The sequence below is a fragment of the Sphingomonas sp. SORGH_AS_0879 genome, from assembly GCF_030819175.1.
GTDB lineage: Bacteria > Pseudomonadota > Alphaproteobacteria > Sphingomonadales > Sphingomonadaceae > Sphingomonas.
Genome location: NZ_JAUTBJ010000002.1, coordinates 1,789,199 through 1,809,272 on the forward strand (window position 1 = coordinate 1,789,199; position 20,074 = coordinate 1,809,272).

Here is a 20,074-nt window from a genome sequence, read left to right on the forward strand (position 1 = left end):
ACGGGGAGGATTTAGGATATGCACATGGCATTTCTGAAAACCTTCCACCTCTGGCCGTTCCTCGACACACTGGTCAGCTATCTGACGGCGTTCGTACTGGGCACCGTGATCGGGGCGGAGCGGCAATATCGCCAGCGCACGGCGGGGCTGCGCACCAATGCGCTGGTCGCGATCGGCGCGGCGGCGTTCGTCGATCTGGGACAGCGGCTGGGCGGCGATGTCGAGTCGATCCGCATCATCGCCTATGTCGTGTCCGGCATCGGCTTCCTGGGCGCGGGCGTCATCATGAAGGAGGGGATGAACGTCCGCGGGCTTGAACACCGCCGCGACCCTCTGGTGCTCGGCGGCGGTGGGCTCGATCGCGGGTAGCGACATGGTGGCGGAGGCGGTGCTGCTGACCTTCGTGGTCCTGCTCGCCAATACCGCGCTGCGGCCGTTGGTCGACGCGATCAACCGCATTCCGGTGGAGGGGCGGCATGTCGAGGCGACCTACTCGGTTAGCCTGACCACCGTCACGGCGCAGGCCGGGCCGGTCGGCGACATGCTGGTCGAGCATCTGGAGCGCGCCGGATTGCCCGTCGCGGAACTGGAGACGGAGGAACTGGGCGAGGATCAGGTGACGGTCACCGCCACCCTGACCAGCACCATCATCGAGGCGGGCGAACTCGACCGCATCACCGACCATTTCCAGTCGGTCCACGGGATATCCCACGCCACCTGGGCGGCGAGTACGCATGATTGACTCCAAGCCCGTCGCCCCAGCGAAGGCTGGGGCCTTTCTCCGCATAGGCTGACCGATGGCGGGCTGGGTCTACATCATGACCAACAAGCCTGACGGCGTGCTCTATATCGGCGTCACCGCGCATCTCGCGGCGCGCATTCATCAGCATCGCACCGATAGAGGCGCGGAATTCTGTCGCCGTTATGGCCTGCATCGACTGGTCTATGCCGAGGAGCATGATCGGATCGACGATGCCATCGCTCGCGAGAAAGCCATGAAGGCGTGGAAGCGGGAATGGAAGGTCCGGCTGATCGAGAGCATCAATCCTGAGTGGGACGACCTCTTCGACCGACTGGCCTGAGGCGAGAGGCCCCAGCCTTCGCTGGGGCGACAGGGGTTACGTCGCCCCAGCGAAGGCTGGGGCCTTTGGCGATAATCACCCCTAAACCCCCGCTTGCCCCGCGCAAACGCGCACTTTTCGCAAAGTTGGTGGACGCGTCCGCGCAATGACGCTACCGGCTCACGCTTCCGAGTGGAGGGTTGAATGGGTTATCGCGTGGTGGTCGCCGGGGCTTCGGGCAATGTCGGCCGGGAAATGCTCAACATTCTGGCGGAGCGGGAATTCCCGATCGACGAACTGGCGGTGGTCGCCTCGTCGCGCAGCCAGGGCGACCAGATCGAATATGGTGAGACCGGCAAAATGCTCACCATCAAGAATATCGAGCATTTCGATCCCGCCGGTTGGGACATCGCGCTGTTCGCGATCGGATCGGACGCGACCAAGATCTATGCGCCCAAATTCGCCGCCGCGGGCTGCGTCGTGATCGACAATTCGTCGCTCTACCGCATGGACCCGGACGTGCCGCTGATCGTGCCGGAGGTGAACCCGGACGCGATCGACGGCTACAAGGCCCGGAACATCATCGCCAACCCCAATTGCTCGACCGCGCAGATGGTCGTGGCGCTGAAGCCGCTGCACGACAAGGCGACGATCAAGCGCGTCGTCGCCGCGACCTATCAGTCGGTGTCGGGCGCGGGCAAGGCTGGCATGGACGAGTTGTTCGAGCAAAGCCGCAACATCTTCGTCGGCGACCCCGCCGAGCCCAAGAAGTTCACCAAGCAGATCGCCTTCAACGTGATCCCGCACATCGACAGCTTCCTGGACGACGGCTCGACCAAGGAAGAGTGGAAGATGGTGGCGGAAACCAAGAAGATCCTCGACCCCAAGGTGAAGGTCACCGCCACCTGTGTCCGCGTGCCGGTGTTCGTCGGCCATTCCGAGGCGCTGAACATCGAGTTCGAGAACGAGATTTCGGCCCAGGAAGCCCAGGACATTCTGCGCGAAGCCCCCGGCGTCATGCTGGTCGATAAGCGTGAGGACGGCGGATATGTCACACCGGTCGAGTGCGTCGGCGACTTCGCCACCTTCATCAGCCGCGTGCGCGAGGACTCGACGGTCGATAACGGCCTGTCGCTGTGGTGCGTGTCGGACAATCTCCGCAAGGGGGCCGCGCTGAACGCGGTGCAGATCGCCGAACTTCTCGGCCGTCGTCACCTGAAGAAGGGCTGACGTAAAACTCCTCCCCGGCAACGGGGAGGGGGACCATGCGCAGCATGGTGGAGGGGGCTCTCCGCAAGGAATGCCCTATGAGGAAGCCCCCCTCCGTCAGCGCTCGCGCGCTGCCACCTCCCCGTGCCGGGGAGGATATACTCATCGACCCATATAGAGCCCCGGCCGGTGCCAGGCGAACAGGATCAGGCTGATCGCCGCGGCGCTGATCGCGGACCACATCATCTGCACTCCCGATACGACCGGGATGGCCATCGCCAGGATGAACACGTCCAGCGCGACCTGGGTCATGCCCATATTCCATCCGCGCTTGCGATAGAGCCAGATGGTGATGACGCCCGTCCCGCCGACCCCGGCCTGATGCCGGGCCAGTGCCAAGATGCCCATGCCGATCACGGTGCCGCCGACCAGCGCGGCAAAGGCGGGATGGACGGTGTCGACATGCACCGAGACGCGGGTGATGGCCGAGGCCGCGCCGATCCCGATATTGACCAGCACCGTCTTTACGGCGAACCGCGCGCCCATCACCTTGTGCGCGAACAGGAAGAAGGGGATGTTGACCAGCGTGAACAACACGCCCGCAGGCAGCGGGATCAGATAGGACAGGAGCAGCGCCACGCCCGCGATACCCCCGGTCACCAGCCCCGCCGCCTTCAGGAACACCAGCCCCACGATCAACAGCGTGACGCCGATGAAGATCGCATAGGCATCCTCGAGCAGGCTGTGCGGACGCCCGATCGGGCTGGGCGGAAGGGTGGTGGCGGGGGAGGCGTTGGCTGCGGTCATCGAGGGTCCGGTTATGGGTCCGGCATCCGCTCCCGATCATCCTGCTTCTCGTGGCAGGCCCATGCCTTATCGCAAAGCATCGCCGCCGCCAATCGGGCTATCGGACGATCAGCCAGCCGATCCCGACGATCACCGCCAGCGCATAGAGCCCGCCCTGCGCACGCAGCAGATAGCTGGCCCCCAAGACGCCGGTCGCCGCCAGCGCACAGGCCGCGACCCGGTCGGCGGCGATCCATTCCAGCACGATCAGCGCACCCGCCAGATTGGCGGCGGCGTTGATCGCGATCCAGAGATAGGAGGGCAGCACCCCGATCGATCCCCAGATCGGCAGCTTGATCGTCGCGAAGCCGCGCATCGTGCCGGGAAACAGGTCGGCGGCCAGGTGAAAGCCGACCCCGAAGCCCAACCCCGCCGCGACGCCCCAGGTGCGGATGTCGAACAGCGCGACATAGAAGGGCAGGATGCTGTGGATCAGCGCACTGCGATGCTGAAGCTGCAACGGCGTATCCAGATCGGGCAGCTTGGTCCCCGCCGCCGTCGCGACGGCGACGGTCGCGATCAGGACCCAGGGCCCGCTCCCCCCGGCAAAGGCCAGGACGACTGCGATCAACAGGAAAAGCGAGGCTGCCATTCATGGCGGCTAACCACTTGTACCCCTTTTGTCCATGCCCGCGACTCGTGGATTTCTGCGGAAAATCCATGGAATCCCATAGGTCTTGGACCGTCTTGGTGAGGCGTGCTGGGAAGGGCGGGGATGGCCGCATCGGATCAAGACGTGCACATCCCGCGCGATCCGATTAGGAGGCTGGCCGATTAGGAGGCTGGCGTACTGCTTGCCCATCGGAGACCTGAGCCTTGGCCGACACCGCCCCCGAAACCCGCTTCTTCGACAGCTTCGATGGAACTCCGATCGCGTGGCGCGAAATGGGGGAGGGGCGGCCCGTCGTGCTGATCCATGGCTATTTCTCCGACGCCCATACCAACTGGATCCGCTACGGCCATGCCGCCGCGATCGCGGCCAAGGGCTACCGGGTCATCATGCCCGATCTGCGCGCGCACGGGGAAAGCGGCAAGCCGCACGACCCCGCCGCCTACCCGAAGGACGCGCTGACCCGCGACGGCCATGCGCTGGTTGAGCATCTGGGGCTGACCGATTATGTTCTGGGCGGCTATTCGCTGGGCGCGCGGACGGTCAGTCGGATGCTCGCGACGGGCGCGGAGCCGGGCAAGGCGATCTTCGCAGGGATGGGGCTGGAGGGGCTGCTCCATACCGACCGGCGGGTCGAGCATTTCACCAATATCCTGACCCGGCTGGGCGAGCATAAGCGTGGCAGCCCGGAATGGATGGCGGAGGCGTTCCTGAAGACCACCGGTGGCGATCCGGTGGCGCTGCTCCATATCCTCCAGACCTTTGCCGATACGCCGTTGTCGGCGATCCAGGGGTTCGACCTGCCTGCGCTGGTCGTGGCGGGTGTCGACGATTTCGACAATGGCGCGGCGGTCGACCTGGCCGAGGCGCTGCCGCGTGGCCGCTATGTCGAGATTCCCGGCAACCATATGAGTTCGGTGACGAAAGCCGAACTGGGCGAAGCGATCGCGCAGTTCCTGACCGCTTGACGGCGGCGGGCAAAGCCGCGCAACTGCACGCCATTCGCCCCGTTTCGAGGGCGAGCCATGATCTTTGGGGGATAGCATGATCCGTTCCGCCGTTTCCGGCACCGTGCTGGCGTTCCTGCTGGGCCGGGACCGCCCAGGCGCAGACCGCCGCTTCGACATCACAGGCCGCGACGCCCGCCGCCGCCGATGCCTTCGTCGCCGAAGCCGAGAAGACGCTGGCCGAAAAGTCGGTGGGGGCACAGCAGGTCGCGTGGGTCAATGCGACCTATATCACCGACGATACCGATGCACTGGCCGCCGCCTCGGGGGCGGAGATGACCGATCTGGCCGTCCGCTATGGCCTCGGCGCGGCGCGTTATCAGGCGGTGCCGGGCCTGTCCTATGACACCAAGCGCAAGCTGGACCTGCTCCGCGGCGGCATCACCCTGCCTGCCCCGACAACGCCGGGTGCGGCGGCGCAACTCTCAACCCTGACGACGCGCATGTCCTCCTCCTATGGCAAGGGCAAGGGCGTGCTGAACGGCCAGCCGATCAACGGATCGGATATCGAGGCCGCGATGGGCAGCGAGCGCGATCCCGCCAAGCTGAAGGAGATGTGGGTAAGCTGGCACGACAATGTCGGTGCCCCGATGCGCGCCGACTATGCGCAGATGACCGGCCTCGCGAACCAGGGGGCCAGGGAACTGGGCTATGCCGATGCGGGCGCGCTGTGGCGCTCGGGCTATGACATGTCGCCGGAGCAGTTTGCGCAGCTGACCGACAAGATCTGGGGCGAGCTGGAGCCGCTCTACAAGGCGCTGCACACCTATGTCCGTTGGAAGCTGAACGAAAAGTACGGCGATGCGGTGCAGGCCAGGACCGGTCCGATCCGCGCCGACCTGCTCGGCAATATGTGGGCGCAGGAATGGGGCAATATCTACGACCTGGTCGCGCCCAAGGGCGCGGGCGATGTCGGCTTCGACACCGGCGATCTGCTCAAGGCCAAGGGCTATGATCCGATCAAGATGGTCAAGGCGGGCGAGGGCTTCTACTCGTCGCTGGGCTTCGCGCCACTGCCGCAGAGTTTCTGGCAGCGCTCGCAGATCGTGAAGCCCGCCGACCGCGAGGTCATCTGCCACGCCTCGGCCTGGGACGTCGACAATCTCGACGATATCCGGATCAAGATGTGCACCAAGGTCAATGCCGACGACTTCGTGACGATCCACCACGAACTCGGCCACAACTATTACCAGCGCGCGTACAAGGGGCAGCCCTTTCTCTACAAGAACGGCGCGAATGACGGTTTCCACGAGGCGATCGGCGACACCGTCGCCCTGTCGATCACGCCCGATTATCTGGTGAAGATCGGCCTGCTCGATCCGGCGCGCGTGCCGAGCACCGACAAGGATATCGGGCTGCTGCTGCGCCAGGCGATGGACAAGGTGGCGTTCCTGCCCTTTGGCCTGTTGATCGACAAATGGCGCTGGGGCGTGTTTTCGGGGCAGATCCCGGCGGGCCAGTATCAAGCGGGTTGGGACGCGCTACGGCTGAAATATCAGGGCGTGGTGCCGCCGGTGGCGCGCGACGAGACCAAATTCGATCCAGGCGCGAAGTACCACATCCCGGCGGGCGTGCCCTATGCCCCGCTATTTCCTGGCGCGGGTGCTCCAGTTCCAGTTCTACAAGGCGGCGTGCGACCAGGCCGGGTGGAAGGGGCCGCTGCACCGCTGTTCCTTCTATGGGAACAAGGCGGTTGGCGAGAAGCTGAACGCGATGCTGGCGATGGGCCAGTCCAAGCCGTGGCCGGACGCGCTCCAGGTGTTCACGGGCAGCCGCGAAATGTCGGGCAAGGCGCTGGTCGAATATTTCGCGCCGTTGAAGGCGTGGCTCGACCAGCAGAACAAGGGCAAGCCGCAGGGTTGGTGATTTTGCGGGTGGAGGGCGCGGGGTACGCCGCCTACCCCTCCACCACTCGCTGACGCGAGCGGTTCCCCTCCCCATCGGGAATGGGGAGGATTGAGGAAGGCCGAACTCATTCCTCCCCAAGCTCGCTTGAAGAGGGGGACCGCCGCGAAGCGGTGGTGGAGGGGCCGGGTCGCGAGCGGTGACACCCCTCCGTCAGTCCTGCGGACTGCCACCTCCCCTTGCACGGGAGGAAGATTGGCTCTCCCCGTCCGTTCAGCCTGAGCGAAGTCGAAGGCGTAAAGATATACACCCGTCATCCCAGCGAAGGCTGGGATCTTAGGCAGCTACATCCAGCAATCGAAAAAGGCCCCAGCCTGCGCTGGGGCGACGGCCTTTTGGACGGCCTCACCGTTTAGCCTTCGACTTCGCTCAGGCTGAACGGGGCGGGCGATTCAGCGTTGCTCGCCGTCCTCATTCCCATCCCGTTTGGCGGAACTCCCCTTCAGCGACAATAACGCGGCCGTCAGCCCGGCCGCCGCCGCCAGGCTCCCGAGGATCGACGCGACCCCCCATTTGCCGCCGACCCGGTCCAGCCCGTGCTTGCCCAGAACGGGAGCAGGCGCGGCCGTGATCGCGGCGGGTTTGCGCGGAGGGGCCTTGCGCGGCGCGGTGCGCTTGGTCGAGCGGGGCTTGGGCGGGGCCTTGGGCTTGGCCGCCGGCTTTGGCGCTTCGGGAGCAGCGCCTTCCGCCTCTTCGGCAGCCGGGGGCGTGACCGGTTCTTCGGTCGCAACGTCCGCCTTGGGGGCGGCGCGTTTGCGCGGCGAAGGGGTGCCCGCCGCCTTGGGCGTGGCGCGGCGGCGGGGCGGACGTGGCTTTTTCGGGTCCATGGTGTCGACCATCGCAAAATCCCCTTCGGTTCGTGACCGTAACGCTTGCGCCTGCCCCCGGTTTCTTATCCGCTTGCCGATCAGCGGAAGGGCGGCTCGTTGAATGCGCGCAGCTTGCGGCTGTGCAGCTTGTTGCCCTCCAGGCGGAGTTGCTCGCAGGTTTCGATGCCGATCCGCATATGCTCGCTGATCGCGCGTTCGTAGAAGCGGTTGGCCTGCCCCGGCAGCTTCAATTCGCCATGCAGCGGCTTGTCCGACACGCAGAGCAATGTCCCGTACGGCACGCGGAAGCGATAGCCCTGCGCCGCGATCGTCGCGGACTCCATGTCGATCCCGACCGCGCGGCTGAGCGAGAAGCGCAAGGCCGACTTGGAATAGCGCAATTCCCAATTGCGGTCGTCGGTGGTCACGATCGTGCCAGTGCGCAAGCGGCGCTTCAACTCGTCGCCCGACTGGCCCGAGACGATCTCCGCCGCCTTGGCCAGCGCGACCTGCACCTCCGCGATGGCGGGCACCGGGATTTCGGGGGGGAGCACATCGTCCAGCACATGGTCGTCGCGCAGGTACGCATGGGCCAGCACATAGTCGCCGATCCGCTGGCTGGGGCGCAGGCCGCCGCAATGGCCGATCATCAGCCATGCCTCGGGCCGCATCACCGCGAGGTGGTCGCAGATCGTCTTGGCATTGGACGGCCCGACGCCGATATTGACCAGCGTGATGCCGGTGCCGTCCTTGGCGACCAGGTGATAGGCGGGCATCTGGTGCCGCCGCCACGCGCTGTCGGTGACGATCTTGTCGACATCCTCGGGCCGCTCGATGACGATCCCGCCCGCGCCGGACAGAGCGGAGAAGCGCGAACCTTCGCCCAGTTGCGACGCGCCCCAGCGGACGAACTCGTCGACATAGCGGTGGTAGTTGGTGAACAGCACGAAGCGCTGGCAATGCTCGGGCGGGGTGCCGGTATAATGGCGCAGCCGGGCGAGCGAGAAGTCGGTGCGCAATCCGTCGAACAGCGCCAGCGGCCGGTTGCCGTCGGCGGTCATCCACAGGCCGTCGGCGATCTCGTCGCCGATATGCGCCAATTCGGTCGCGGGGAAGAAGCGCGCCAGTTCGGCGGCGGACACCGTGTCCAGGCTCAGCGCATGGCCGGGGTCGAGGACATAGGGAAAGGGGATTTCCTGTCGCCCGGGCACCGCCTGGACCTCGACATCGTAATCCTCGATCAGCAGGGTCAGTTGTTCGACCAGATAGTCCTTGAACAGCGCGGGCTTGGTCACGCTGATCCGGTAGTCGCCGGGCGACACGAGGCGACCGAAGGAGCGCATCGGGGCGGGACGCCCACCGACGCCACGATAGATCAGGCGGATTTCGGGATAGGCGAAGCAGCCATGCGCGCGGTCTTCCAGCGTCGGCACGGTGCCGTCGCGCAGATAGGCGGTCAGCGCCTCCTTCAAGCGAGTGACGGAGTCGGTATAAAGGCGGTCGAGTTCCTCGACGATCTGTAGGGCTTGAGTCATCGCCCGGAGCTTAGCCGTGTCACCAGTTCTGGCAAGCGAACTACGTTTTTATGAGGGGGTGGGTGATCCCCGAAGCTTGGTTCAGCCTGAGCGAGGGCGAAGGATGTCCTGGGTGCCTGCCTTGGCAGGCAGTCGAAGAGGCCACGCTTTGGACCCCTCCGAAAATATGCACGATAATCGGATAGCGATTCCCTTGGCCTTCGACTTCGCTCAGGCTGAACGGAGGTAGGGAGTTGGGCCAAGGTGCTTACCCCAATTCCTCCCCAAGCCAGGCTTGGGGAGGGGGACCATCCGCAGGATGGTGGAGGGGCGGGGCGCTTTCATCAACGCGCTCCGCACGTCACGCGCCCTGCGACGAATTCTCGTCTTCGGCCTTATCGCGCAGCTTTGCCGCCCCGAACGCCGCCCCCGCCACTGCCGCAGCGACACCGGCCGCGATTCCGGCGGCGGCGTAGGGGTGTTCCTTCACCGTGTCGCCAGCGGCCTTGGCCGCACCCTGCGCCTTTTCGGCAAAGCTCTTCGACGGAGCCTGCTTCTCGGGGGGGACATAGGTGGTCATGACCAAGGTTCCTCTCGTTATGCTGGTCGGTAGATGGTGGAAAAACGCCCGACCGAGCCGCACTGTTCCGCCTCCGATCCGACCGGGCATGCGGTTCGCCGGATCAGAGGGCCGACAGCAGATGCTCGGCGGAGCTGACCTTGAATTCGCCCGGTGCCTCGACGAACAGCTGCTCGACCACGCCGTCATCGATCAGCATGGTGTAACGCTGGCTACGCGTGCCCATGCCGAATTTCGATCCGTCCAGCGTCAACCCAACCGCCTTGGCGAACTCCGCATTGCCGTCCGCCAGCATGGTGATCGCACTTGCCGAATTGACCTGGCCCCAGGCCTTCATGACGAACACGTCGTTGACCGAGGTGCAGACGATCTCGTCCACGCCCTTGGCCTTCAGCGCGTCCGCCTGGGCGATGAAGCCGGGCAGGTGCTGGGCCGAGCAGGTCGGGGTGAAGGCCCCCGGCACCGCGAACAGCGCGACGCGCTTGCCCGCGAAGAAATCGGTGGTGGTCACCTGTTCGGGGCCCTCGGGCGTCACCTTGACCAGCGTGGTGGTGGGGAGGCGGTCTGCGACCTTGATCGTCATCATCCTGATCCTAGGGGCAATCGGCCCGGCACCGCGCCGGGCGTTGGTCCGGCGTACATGCCCGAAGCTCCGCGCATTTCAAGCTATGGCGAGGCGAAGCGACGATCCCTATAGTCGGGTGGTGCATCAACTGACCTATCTTTCCGGCCAATTCCTGCTCGCCATGCCCGGCATGGCCGATCGCCGTTTCGACCATGCCGTCATCGCCATGTGCGCCCATGACGAAGGGGGCGCGCTGGGCATCGGGCTGGGCACCACGATCGAGGGGCTCGGCTTTCACGCGCTGCTCGACCAGTTCGACATACCCCATGGCGACGTGCCCGATGTGCCGGTCCATCTCGGCGGACCGGTCGAGCCCCGGCGCGGCTTCGTCCTGCACTCCCATGATTGGGAGGGGCAGGACAGCGTCGATGTCGGCGGCAAATGGATGCTGTCCAGCACGGTCGACGTGCTGCGCGCCATTGCCGAGGGGCGCGGACCCGCCCGCTGGGTGGTCGCGCTGGGCTATGCCGGATGGGATGCGGGCCAGTTGGAGGAGGAACTGCGCGAGCCCGGCTGCTGGTTCAATGTCGGGGGCGAACTCGACATCCTCTATGACGTACCGGCGGAAGGCCGGTGGCAGGCGGCGTTCGGCGTCGCGGGCGTCGATCCGCGTCAGCTCGTCATGGGCGGGGGCACCGCCTGACGCCCATGGGAGGGCGACAGCGAGCCGCCCATTCACACTGAAGCATATAAAGATATCTTTATATTTGATCCCGGGGGCGATCGCCGCTAAGGCGGGCGCCGTGCCGATCGGCGTGCCTATGCGTCTTGGTCGGCCCCATTTTGCACGGAGTTCCGTCGTGTCCACGACTGCCGCCACCAAGAACGATTATGTCATCAAGGACATCAGCCTCGCTGATTTCGGCCGCGCCGAGATCAAGATCGCCGAAACCGAGATGCCCGGCCTGATGGCCCTGCGCGAGGAATTCGGCGCGGCGCAGCCGCTGAAGGGCGCGCGCATCACCGGTTCGCTGCACATGACGATCCAGACCGCCGTGCTGATCGAGACGCTGACGGCGCTGGGCGCCGATGTCCGCTGGGCGACCTGCAACATCTTCTCGACCCAGGACCATGCCGCCGCCGCGATCGCAGCGTCGGGCGTGCCGGTCTTCGCCGTAAAGGGCGAAACGCTGGCCGAATATTGGGACTATGTCGGCGACATCTTCACCTGGGATCACGAGGTCGCAGGTCAGACTGCGAACATCATCCTGGACGATGGCGGCGACGCGACCATGTTCGCGCTGTGGGGCGCGAAGCTGGAAGCCGGGGCGACCTTCGCCGAGCCGGAGAATGAAGAGGAAGTCGAGTTCCAGCGCTCGGTCAAGGCGTTCATTGCCAAGAAGCCCGGCTATCTGACCGAGACGGTCAAGAACCTGAAGGGCGTGTCGGAAGAGACGACCACCGGCGTCCACCGCCTGTACGAGATCGCCAAGAAGGGCGAGCTGCCCTTCCCGGCGATCAACGTCAACGACTCGGTAACCAAGTCGAAGTTCGACAACCTCTATGGCTGCAAGGAGTCGCTGGTCGACGCGATCCGTCGCGCCACCGACGTGATGCTGGCCGGCAAGGTCGCGGCGGTCGCCGGTTTCGGTGACGTGGGCAAGGGCTCGGCCCAGTCGCTCCGTAACGGCGGCGCGCGCGTGCTGGTGACCGAGATCGACCCGATCTGCGCGTTGCAGGCGGCGATGGAGGGCTTTGAGGTCGTGACGATGGACGAGGCCGTGAAGCGCGCCGACATCTTCGTGACCGCGACCGGCAATGCCGACGTCATCACCGCCGATCACATGAAGGCGATGAAGCCCATGTCGATCGTCTGCAACATCGGCCATTTCGACAGCGAGATCCAGATCGCGGCGCTGTCCAACTACAAGTGGACCGAAGTGAAGCCCGGCACCGACCTGGTCGAATTCCCGGACGGCAAGCAGATCATCGTGCTGGCCAAGGGCCGCCTGGTGAACCTGGGCTGCGCGACCGGTCACCCCAGCTTCGTGATGTCGGCCTCGTTCACCAACCAGACGCTGGCGCAGATCGAACTGTGGACCAAGGGCGAAAACTACAAGAACGAAGTGTACGTCCTGCCCAAGCACCTCGACGAGAAGGTCGCCGCCCTCCACCTCGAAAAGCTGGGCGTCCAGCTGTCGAAGCTGTCGGAGAAGCAGGCCGCCTATATCGGCGTGCCGGTCGAAGGTCCGTTCAAGCCGGATCACTATCGCTATTGATGCGACCATCGGGTTTCGACCCGACGGCAACGGAAAAGGGGGGCGTCCGAAAGGGCGGCTCCCTTTTTCTTGGGCGGGTGCCGTTCCGCCGCTGTTCGATGTGGCGCAGCGCGTGTCGATCGGGCTAGAGATGCGGGAATGCAGCTTTCTGGCCCGGACCTTCTCGGATGATCGCGATCGATAGCGTCGAGGCCGCGCTGTTGGGGGCGGGGGCGTGCGGACTGATCCTGATCGGGATGCTCCTGTTGTTCCTGGGCATTCGCGCGCGGGCCGAGGCATCGGCGGTGCGAGTGGAACGCGACCGGCTCGACGCGCTGCTGCGTGCGGGGCCTGCCCAGGCGATGCTGATCCGCAGCGACGGGCGGATCGAAATGCCCCGGCGGCTGGCCGATTGGCTGGGCCTGCCGGACGTCGCGCGCTTCCTGGAAGAGCTGACATCGGGCGATACGGGATTGGCGGTCGATGACGCCGCGCTGCTCGCCGCCGATCTGAACGCCGCGCAGAAGACCGGCCGCCGCTTCCGCCGCATCGTCCGCCCGCAGGGGTCGGAACGCACCCTGTTGTTCGACGGCGCGCGCGCGCCGGGGGATCAGGGGGCGGCGGGCGCGGTCGTCATCTGGGTCTTCGACATGACCGAGACGCAGGACGAGATCGTCCGATTGGATGCCGAGGCCAAGCGGCTCGGCGATGCGTTCCAGGCGCTGACCGGGCTGATCGAGGCGGCACCGCTGCCCATGTGGTATCGCGGGGCGGATCTACGCCTCGCCATGGTCAACACCGCCTATGTCGAGGCGGTGGAGGGCCGCGACGCCGCCGATGTGGTCGGGCGCGGGCTGGAACTGGTCGAGGGGTCGGGACGTGGCGGCCCGCTGGCGGGGGCGGCGGCGGCGCGCGACCAGGGGCGGCCGCATGAGCAGGTGCTGCCCGCGACGATCGACGGCGCAAGGCGTGCGCTGCGCATCTTCGACGTGCCGCTGCCTACGGGGGGCATTGCGGGCTTCGCGGTCGATATCGAGGATCTGGAACAGTCGCGCGCCGGGGCCAAGCGTTTCGCCGAGGCGCAGCGCGCGATGCTCGACCGGTTGTCGACCGCGGTCGTGCATTTCGGCCCGGACCGGGGCCTCGTCTTCTGCAACCAGCCCTTCCGTCGCATGTTCGCGATGAAGGCCGAGTGGCTGGCCGACAATCCCGAATTCGACCGTATCCTGGAGCGGATGCGCGAGGCCAATCGCAGCCCGGAGGTCCGCGACTTCCCCGGCTGGAAGGCCGAGCGGGTCGGCTGGTTCCGCCAGGCGAGCGGCGGGATCGAGGAGCAATGGCACCTGCCCGGCGGCACCCATTTGCGCGTCGTGGCGCAGCCGCTGCCCGATGGCGGACTGTTGTTGATTTTCGAGGACCGGACCGAGGAGGTGCAACTCGCCTCCGCCCGCGACACGCTGCTCAGGGTGCGAACCGCGACGTTCGACAATCTGTTCGAGGCGCTGGGCGTCTTCGCCGCCGATGGCCGACTGCAACTCTGGAACAATCGTTTCGGCGCGCTCTGGGGGCTGGAGGAGGATTTCCTCTCCAGCCATCCGCGCGTCGATGCCTTTGCCGACCGCGTCGCCGGGCGTCTGGCGACCCCCAACCGGTCGGGCCTGATCGTCGATCTGGTCCGGTCCGCCACGATCGAGCGGCAGCAGCGCGGCGGCCGCGTCGCCTTTGCCGATGGGCGGCATTTCGAATTCGCGGGTGTCCCGCTGCCCGACGGCAATGCGCTGTTCACCCTGCTCGACATCACCGACAGTCGGCGTGCCGAACAGGCGCTGCGCGACCGCGCCGATGCGCTGGAGGCGGCGGACAAGGTGAAGACCGCCTTCGTCGCCAATATGAGCTACGAACTGCGCACGCCGCTGACTTCGATCAGCGGTTTCGCCGAGATGCTGCATGGCGGGTTCGCGGGCCCCTTGCCGGAAACGGCGACGACCTATGTCGAGGCGATCCTGGAATCGACCGAGCGCTTGGGCCTGCTGGTCGATGACGTGCTCGACCTGACACGCGATCAGGCGGATGCGGAGATCGCCCGCGAGGACGTCGAACTCGCCCGCGTCGCGCGTGCGGCGGCGGACGCGATCCGGCCGCTGGCGGGGCGGCGCAAGCTGGACTTCGCGGTGGAGATCCAGCGCTCGCTGGGCCGTATCACCGGCGACCGTCGCCGCTTGCAGGAAACGGTCGAGCATCTGCTGCGTCATGCGATCGAACAGACGCCGGAGGGCGGGCGTATCCTGCTCCATGCCGATGGTGATTCGGCGCGCGCGCGGATCGTGGTGTCGGATGACGGGCAGGGCATGGACGAACAGTCCGTCGCCCGCGCCTTCGACCGTTTCGCCGAGCCGGGGATCAAGGCGACGGGCGAGCGCGCGCTCGGCCTCGGCCTGCCGCTCGCCAGGCAGTTCGTCGAGGCGCATGGCGGCACGATCAGTTTGTTGTCGGAGCCGGGCGAGGGGACGCTGGTGACGGTCGAACTGCCCCGGCGGGTGGCCGAGAAGGACAAGTCATGACGATCCACCTGGCCGATGCCGCCGCCACCGAGGATTTCGGACGGCGGCTGGCGGCGCATCTCCGCCCCGGTGACGTGGTGACGCTGACCGGCACGCTCGGCGCGGGCAAGACCAGCCTCGCGCGCGGTCTGCTCGCCGCGCTCGGCCTGCCCGGCGAGGCGCCGAGCCCCAGCTTCGCGATCGTCCAGCCCTATGCCCCGCCGGAGACGGCGTTCCCGATCCTCCATGTCGACCTCTACCGGCTCGACGGGCCGGAGCAGATGGAGGAACTGGGTCTGGACGAGGCCTTGTGGGACTCCGCCCTGATCGTCGAATGGCCCGACCGGGCGGGTGAAGGGGCGTGGCCGCAGGCGCTGGCCCTGACGCTGGAAACCGATCCGGCGGGCGGTCGTGTCTTGACAGCGAAGGTGCCCTCGGGCTGGGAAGCGCGATGGCCGATATGACCCCTCCGGCGGATGCCGCCGCCTTTCTGACGACGCTGGGATGGGGAGGGGCGGTGATCGCCCCGCTCGCTGGCGATGCGTCGTTCCGCCGTTATTTCCGCGTGACCCTGGAGGGGCGCAGCGCCGTCCTGATGGACGCGCCGCCGCCGCATGAGGACCCGCGCCCCTTCATCGCGATCGCGCGCTGGCTGGTCGGGCGGGGGTTCGCAGCGCCCGCCATATTGGGCGCGGACGAGGTGCGCGGCCTCGTTTTGATCGAGGATTTCGGCGACGATCGGATGCGCGAGGCGATCGAGGCCGATCCCGACGCCACGGTGAAGCTCTATGGCGACGCGGTCGATCTGCTCGCCCGGTTGCGCGGCCATGCGCCCGAGGGGCTGGCCCCCTATGACGCTGCCGTCCTTCACCGCGAGGCGGGGCTGTTCACGGAGTGGTATGGCCCGGCGGTCGGCCTGGACGTCGATATCGAGGGCTATCGCGCCGCCTGGGAGCGGGTGTTCGCCCACGCCATCACCGACAATCCGGTCACGGTACTGCGCGACTATCATGTCGAAAACCTGATGCTGGTCGGGCCGCTGCGCACGCTGGGGCTGCTGGACTTTCAGGACGCGCTGGCGGGGCATGCCGCCTATGATCTCGTCTCGCTGCTCCAGGACGCACGGCGCGATGTGGAGCCGTCGATCGAACAGGCGATGCTGGAGCGCTATCTGGCCGAGACGGGCGAGGGCGATGCGTTCCTGAACGCCTATCACGTACTGGGCGCACAGCGGAACGCGAAGATCCTGGGCATCTTCACACGGCTATGGAAGCGGGATGGCAAGCCGCGCTATGCCGGGCTCTGTCCGCGCGTCTGGGCCTATCTGGAACGCGATCTGTCGCAGCCGGTGCTAGCGCCGGTCGCGGCCTGGTTCGACGACAATGTGCCGCCCGAGCTGCGCGGCGATCCACAGCGTCTGGCATCGGGGGATGGCGACCAATGACCCGGCAACTCTCGCTCCGCCCAACCCCTTCGGGTCAGGTGCCGCGCACCGCGATGGTGATGGCGGCGGGCCTCGGCAAGCGGATGCGCCCCCTGACCGCTACGCGCCCCAAGCCCCTCGTTTCGGTCGCGGGCAAGCCGCTGATCGACCATGTGTTCGACCGGCTAGTCGCGGCGGGGGTCGAGCGGGCGGTGGTCAATGTCCATTATCTCGCGGATCAGTTGGAAGCGCATCTGAAGGATCGTTTTCCGGGGATCGAAATCCTGATCTCGGACGAACGGGCGCAGTTGCTGGAAACCGGCGGCGGGCTGGTCAAGGCACGGCCCCTGTTGGGCGACGAACCGATATTGGTGGTGAACAGCGACAATCTGTGGATCGACGGGCCGGTCGATGCGATCCGCCTGCTCGCCTCGCGCTGGGACGAGGCGCGGATGGATGCGCTATTGCTGATGGTGCCGCTGGCGCGCGCGCATAATCATCAGGGGCGGGGGGATTTCTATCTCGGGGCCGATGGGCGGATCACCGCGCGCCGCGCGCCCAACAGGGTCGCGCCTTTCTCCTATACCGGGCTTCAGATCCTGCATCCGCGCCTGATCGCCGATGCGCCGGAGGGGCCCTTCTCGACCAATATCTTCTGGAATCGTGCGATCGAGGCCGGGCGTGCTTACGGTCAGGTGCATCAGGGACTGTGGTTCGATGTCGGCACGCCGCGCGCCATTCCGCAGACGGAGCTGATCCTCGCGGATGGCTGAGCCGCGCCGCCCCCGGCTGCACACCATCCCCGCCCATCGCGGTTTCGCCGATGCGCTGGTCGCCGGACTGATGCGGCGCGCCGGGGGCGATCCGTTGACCCTGGCGCAGGGGATGATCCTGCTGCCGACCAATCGCGGTATCCGCGCGGTGACCGAGGCGTTCGTGCGTGCGAGCGGCGGCGGCCTGATCCTGCCGCGCATGGTCGCGCTGGGCGATCCCGAACTGGGCGAGGCGGCGGGCTCCGCCCTAGACCCCGCCGATGCGGAGGCGCCGCCCCCGCCCGCCATCGCGCCGTCGGCCAGACGCATGATCCTGGCCCGGCTGGTCGAGGAGGAGCGCGCGCGGGGCGGGCATCCCGTCACGGCGGCGGAGGCGGTGCGGCTGGCGGGCGATCTGGCCCGCACATTGGACCAGATGCTGGTCGAGGAGGTCGATCCGGCCGAACTGGCGGCACTCGACCTGGGCCCCGAACTGACCGAGCATTGGCAGTCGGCCCTTGCCACCTTTTCGGTGGTGCTCGATCGCTGGCCCGCCGTGCTGGCGCGGATGGGGCGGATCGATGCGGCGCGGCGGCGGACCATGTTGCTCGACCGGATCACCGCCCGGTGGCGGGCGGCCCAGCCCGCCGGGTTCGTCTGCGCGGCGGGCGTCACCGATACCGCGCCCGCCGTCGCGCGGCTGCTCCGCTGCGTGTCGGAGATGCCGGGCGGTTCGGTGGTGTTCGCCGGACTGGACCTGACCATGCCGGCCGAGGAATGGGATTCGCTCGGTCCCCACAAGGCCGATCCCGTGACCGGTCGGGCGCGGCGATCGGTGGAGACGCATCCGCAATATGCGCTCAAGCTGCTGCTCGACCGGATGGGCGTCGGACGGGGTGAAGTGACGGTGTGGCGCGGCGGCGGCGACTATGACGCCGGACCCGCGCGCGGACGCGCCATCGCCAATGCCATGGCGCCTGCCGACTTCACCGGCAAATGGACTGACCTGCCCGCCGAGGACCGGCGGTTGTCCGGTGTCGCCACCATCGAACTCGCCACGCCCGCCGAAGAGGCGCAGGCCATCGCGCTGGCATTGCGCGAGGCGATCGAGAAGCCGGGCCGGACCGCCGCACTCGTCACGCCCGACCGCGCGCTGGCGCGGCGGGTGGCCGCGCATTGCCGGCGCTGGAACATCCTGATCGACGACACGGCGGGGCGGCCCTTGTCGATCCTGTTGCCGGGCACTTTCCTGCTGCAACTGGCCGAGGCGGCGGCGCAGCGTTTCGCGCCGTTGCCGCTGCTGGCGTTGCTCAAGCATCCGCTGATCCATGGAAATATGGAGCGGGTCGAGTGGTTGGACGGCGTCCGTGCGCTCGACCGGGCGCTGCGGGGGCCGCGCCCCGCGCCGGGGCTGGAGGGCATCGCCGCACATGTCGCCGACAAGCCGACTGCCGCCGCCTTCTGGGCCAAGGCCGCGCCGATGCTGGAGGCGGTGGGCAAGACCTTCGGCGAGGGCGCTCAGTCGTTGCGGGGGCTGCTCGCCTGTCTGCGCGAATGCGGGCAGACGCTGTGCGGCGATGCGCTGTGGACGGGACCGCAGGGGCGGGCGGCGGCGGAGCTCCTCGCGGGCTATGAAGAGCAGGCCGATCACGGCCCCGCCCGCGTCGATCCCGCCGAATTGCCCGCTCTGCTCCGCAGCCTGTTCGACGAGATCGCCGTGCGTGCCATCCCGCGCGAGGGGCAGCATCCGCGCCTCGCCATTTACGGGCCGATCGAGGCGCGTCTCCAGACCGCCGACCTGATGATCGCGGGGGGGCTGAACGAAGGCGTCTGGCCGGGGCGGCCCGCACCCGATCCCTGGCTGGCGCCGCGTATCCGCTCGCTGCTGGGGCTGGTCGGGTTGGAGCAGCGGATCGGGATCGCCGCGCATGATCTGGCCCAGGCGATGGGGGCGCCGCGCGCGATCCTGACCCGCGCGCGCCGCGATGCGAGCGGTCCGACCCTGGCGTCGCGCTTCTGGCTGCGGCTCCAGGCCATGGCGGGCGACCGGTTCGAGGCGCATCCGGACCTGGCGCGCTGGGCCGAGAGGCTGGACCAGCCGGAGGACTATACCCCCACCGACCGGCCCGCGCCCAAACCGCCCGCTGCGCTTCGCCCGACGACCATCTCGGTGACCGAGGTCGACCGATTGAAGGCCGACCCCTACGCCTTCTACGCTCGCCGGGTCCTGCGCCTGTCACCGCTCGACCCGGTCGATGCCGATCCCAGCGCGGCATGGCGGGGCACCGCCGTCCACGACATATTGGAGATGTGGTGGAAGGAGGACCGTTGCGATGTGTCCGCCCTTCGCCCGCGCGCGCTGGCGATGCTGCGCGACCAGCGGACGCATCCCATGATGCGCGCGCTGTGGCAGCCCCGGCTGATCGAGGCGATTGACTGGATCGCGGCCGAGGTCGCCGCCAAGGCCGGGGAGGGCCGCCACGTCCTGAGCGCGGAAGGCAAGGGCGAGGCGAAGCTGGCGGGCGTGACCCTGACCGGACGGTTCGATCGGATCGACAAGGCGGCGGACGGATCGCTGGTCGTGATCGATTACAAGACCGGCAAGCCCCCCTCCACCACGGCGGTGCGTGAGGGGTTCAGCCTGCAACTGGGGCTCCTCGGCCTGATCGCCGAGCGGGGCGGGTTCGAGGGTGTGTCAGGCAAGGCGGGCGGTTTCGAATATTGGTCGCTGGGGCGTGGGCGCGAGGGGCTGGGCTATATCGCGACCCCGGTCGATCCCGATGGCAAGCGCGAGCGGATACGGACCGACGAGTTCGTGTCCATCGCGGCGGCGAATTTCGCGGAGGCGGCGGGGCAGTGGCTGACGGGCGATGCGCCGTTCACGGCCAAGCTGGTGCCGGAATATGCACCCTATGCGGAATATGACCAGCTCATGCGGCGGGATGAATGGTATGGCCGTGATCGGTGAATTTCATGCGCGGTTCTGGTGGCCCGT

General features: G+C 67.2%; 15 protein-coding genes and 3 pseudogenes. 12 read left to right on the forward strand and 6 right to left on the reverse strand.

Annotation, left to right across the window (positions count from 1 at the left end; translation table 11 throughout):
- Positions 1-24 precede the first annotated feature (24 nt).
- From QE379_RS09230 to QE379_RS09240, 3 genes and pseudogenes are all read left to right on the forward strand, one after another.
- Positions 25-742 (forward strand): annotated as a pseudogene (locus tag QE379_RS09230) (MgtC/SapB family protein).
- A gap of 55 nt (positions 743-797) precedes the next feature.
- Entirely contained in the window at positions 798-1,082 is a 285-nt protein-coding gene (locus tag QE379_RS09235; RefSeq protein WP_306999805.1) for a GIY-YIG nuclease family protein, read from the forward strand.
- 183 nt (positions 1,083-1,265) lie between these two features.
- Positions 1,266-2,291 carry an aspartate-semialdehyde dehydrogenase gene (locus tag QE379_RS09240; protein WP_306999806.1) on the forward strand — a complete coding sequence of 342 codons (1,026 nt, stop codon included), beginning with the start codon at positions 1,266-1,268 and terminating at the stop codon, positions 2,289-2,291.
- A gap of 141 nt (positions 2,292-2,432) precedes the next feature.
- Here QE379_RS09240 and QE379_RS09245 read toward each other — a convergent pair whose 3' ends face one another.
- The gene (locus QE379_RS09245; RefSeq protein WP_306999807.1) at positions 2,433-3,077 is read right to left on the reverse strand and encodes a YitT family protein; all 645 of its coding nucleotides are present in this window, start codon (positions 3,075-3,077) and stop codon (positions 2,433-2,435) included.
- A gap of 97 nt (positions 3,078-3,174) precedes the next feature.
- The gene (locus QE379_RS09250) at positions 3,175-3,708 is read right to left on the reverse strand and encodes a hypothetical protein (protein WP_306999808.1); all 534 of its coding nucleotides are present in this window, start codon (positions 3,706-3,708) and stop codon (positions 3,175-3,177) included.
- Positions 3,709-3,932: 224 nt separating this feature from the next.
- On the opposite strand from QE379_RS09250, the gene QE379_RS09255 reads away from it, so the two are divergent.
- Together QE379_RS09255 and QE379_RS09260 are read left to right on the forward strand one after the other, a co-directional pair.
- On the forward strand, positions 3,933-4,694 hold the full coding sequence (locus tag QE379_RS09255) for an alpha/beta fold hydrolase (RefSeq protein WP_306999809.1): 762 nt from the start codon (positions 3,933-3,935) through the stop codon (positions 4,692-4,694).
- Positions 4,695-4,831: 137 nt separating this feature from the next.
- A pseudogene (locus tag QE379_RS09260) lies at positions 4,832-6,599 on the forward strand (M2 family metallopeptidase); the annotation flags it as partial.
- Between the two features lie 431 nt (positions 6,600-7,030).
- Here QE379_RS09260 and QE379_RS09265 read toward each other — a convergent pair.
- The 4 genes and pseudogenes from QE379_RS09265 to QE379_RS09280 all read right to left on the reverse strand — a co-directional run bounded on the left by QE379_RS09265 (position 7,031) and on the right by QE379_RS09280 (position 10,124).
- The gene (locus tag QE379_RS09265) at positions 7,031-7,477 is read right to left on the reverse strand and encodes a hypothetical protein (RefSeq protein WP_306999810.1); all 447 of its coding nucleotides are present in this window, start codon (positions 7,475-7,477) and stop codon (positions 7,031-7,033) included.
- A 68-nt stretch (positions 7,478-7,545) separates the two neighbouring features.
- A pseudogene (locus QE379_RS09270) lies at positions 7,546-9,027 on the reverse strand (AMP nucleosidase); the annotation flags it as partial.
- 295 nt (positions 9,028-9,322) lie between these two features.
- The gene (locus QE379_RS09275) at positions 9,323-9,541 is read right to left on the reverse strand and encodes a hypothetical protein (protein ID WP_306999811.1); all 219 of its coding nucleotides are present in this window, start codon (positions 9,539-9,541) and stop codon (positions 9,323-9,325) included.
- 103 nt (positions 9,542-9,644) lie between these two features.
- Positions 9,645-10,124 (reverse strand): peroxiredoxin, encoded by a 480-nt coding sequence (locus QE379_RS09280; RefSeq protein ID WP_307003156.1) that lies wholly within the window; start codon positions 10,122-10,124, stop codon positions 9,645-9,647.
- Between the two features lie 121 nt (positions 10,125-10,245).
- Between QE379_RS09280 and QE379_RS09285 the strand changes: the two genes are divergently transcribed.
- The 7 genes from QE379_RS09285 to addB all read left to right on the forward strand — a co-directional run bounded on the left by QE379_RS09285 (position 10,246) and on the right by addB (position 20,047).
- On the forward strand, positions 10,246-10,809 hold the full coding sequence (locus tag QE379_RS09285) for a YqgE/AlgH family protein (RefSeq protein ID WP_306999812.1): 564 nt from the start codon (positions 10,246-10,248) through the stop codon (positions 10,807-10,809).
- Positions 10,810-10,966: 157 nt separating this feature from the next.
- Positions 10,967-12,385 (forward strand): adenosylhomocysteinase, encoded by a 1,419-nt coding sequence (gene ahcY / locus QE379_RS09290; protein WP_306999813.1) that lies wholly within the window; start codon positions 10,967-10,969, stop codon positions 12,383-12,385.
- Between the two features lie 167 nt (positions 12,386-12,552).
- On the forward strand, positions 12,553-14,925 hold the full coding sequence (locus QE379_RS09295) for a PAS domain-containing sensor histidine kinase (protein ID WP_306999814.1): 2,373 nt from the start codon (positions 12,553-12,555) through the stop codon (positions 14,923-14,925).
- Entirely contained in the window at positions 14,922-15,368 is a 447-nt protein-coding gene (tsaE, locus tag QE379_RS09300; RefSeq protein ID WP_306999815.1) for a tRNA (adenosine(37)-N6)-threonylcarbamoyltransferase complex ATPase subunit type 1 TsaE, read from the forward strand. The genes QE379_RS09295 and tsaE overlap by 4 nt, the downstream gene beginning before the upstream one ends.
- Positions 15,365-16,348 (forward strand): aminoglycoside phosphotransferase family protein, encoded by a 984-nt coding sequence (locus QE379_RS09305; RefSeq protein ID WP_307003157.1) that lies wholly within the window; start codon positions 15,365-15,367, stop codon positions 16,346-16,348. The genes tsaE and QE379_RS09305 overlap by 4 nt, the downstream gene beginning before the upstream one ends.
- Positions 16,345-17,100: a nucleotidyltransferase family protein gene (locus QE379_RS09310; RefSeq protein ID WP_306999816.1), complete on the forward strand. Its 756-nt coding sequence runs from the start codon at positions 16,345-16,347 to the stop codon at positions 17,098-17,100. The genes QE379_RS09305 and QE379_RS09310 overlap by 4 nt, the downstream gene beginning before the upstream one ends.
- Positions 17,093-20,047, forward strand: coding sequence for a double-strand break repair protein AddB (gene addB, locus QE379_RS09315; protein ID WP_306999817.1), 2,955 nt, complete (start codon positions 17,093-17,095; stop codon positions 20,045-20,047). The genes QE379_RS09310 and addB overlap by 8 nt, the downstream gene beginning before the upstream one ends.
- Positions 20,048-20,074: the final 27 nt, after the last annotated feature.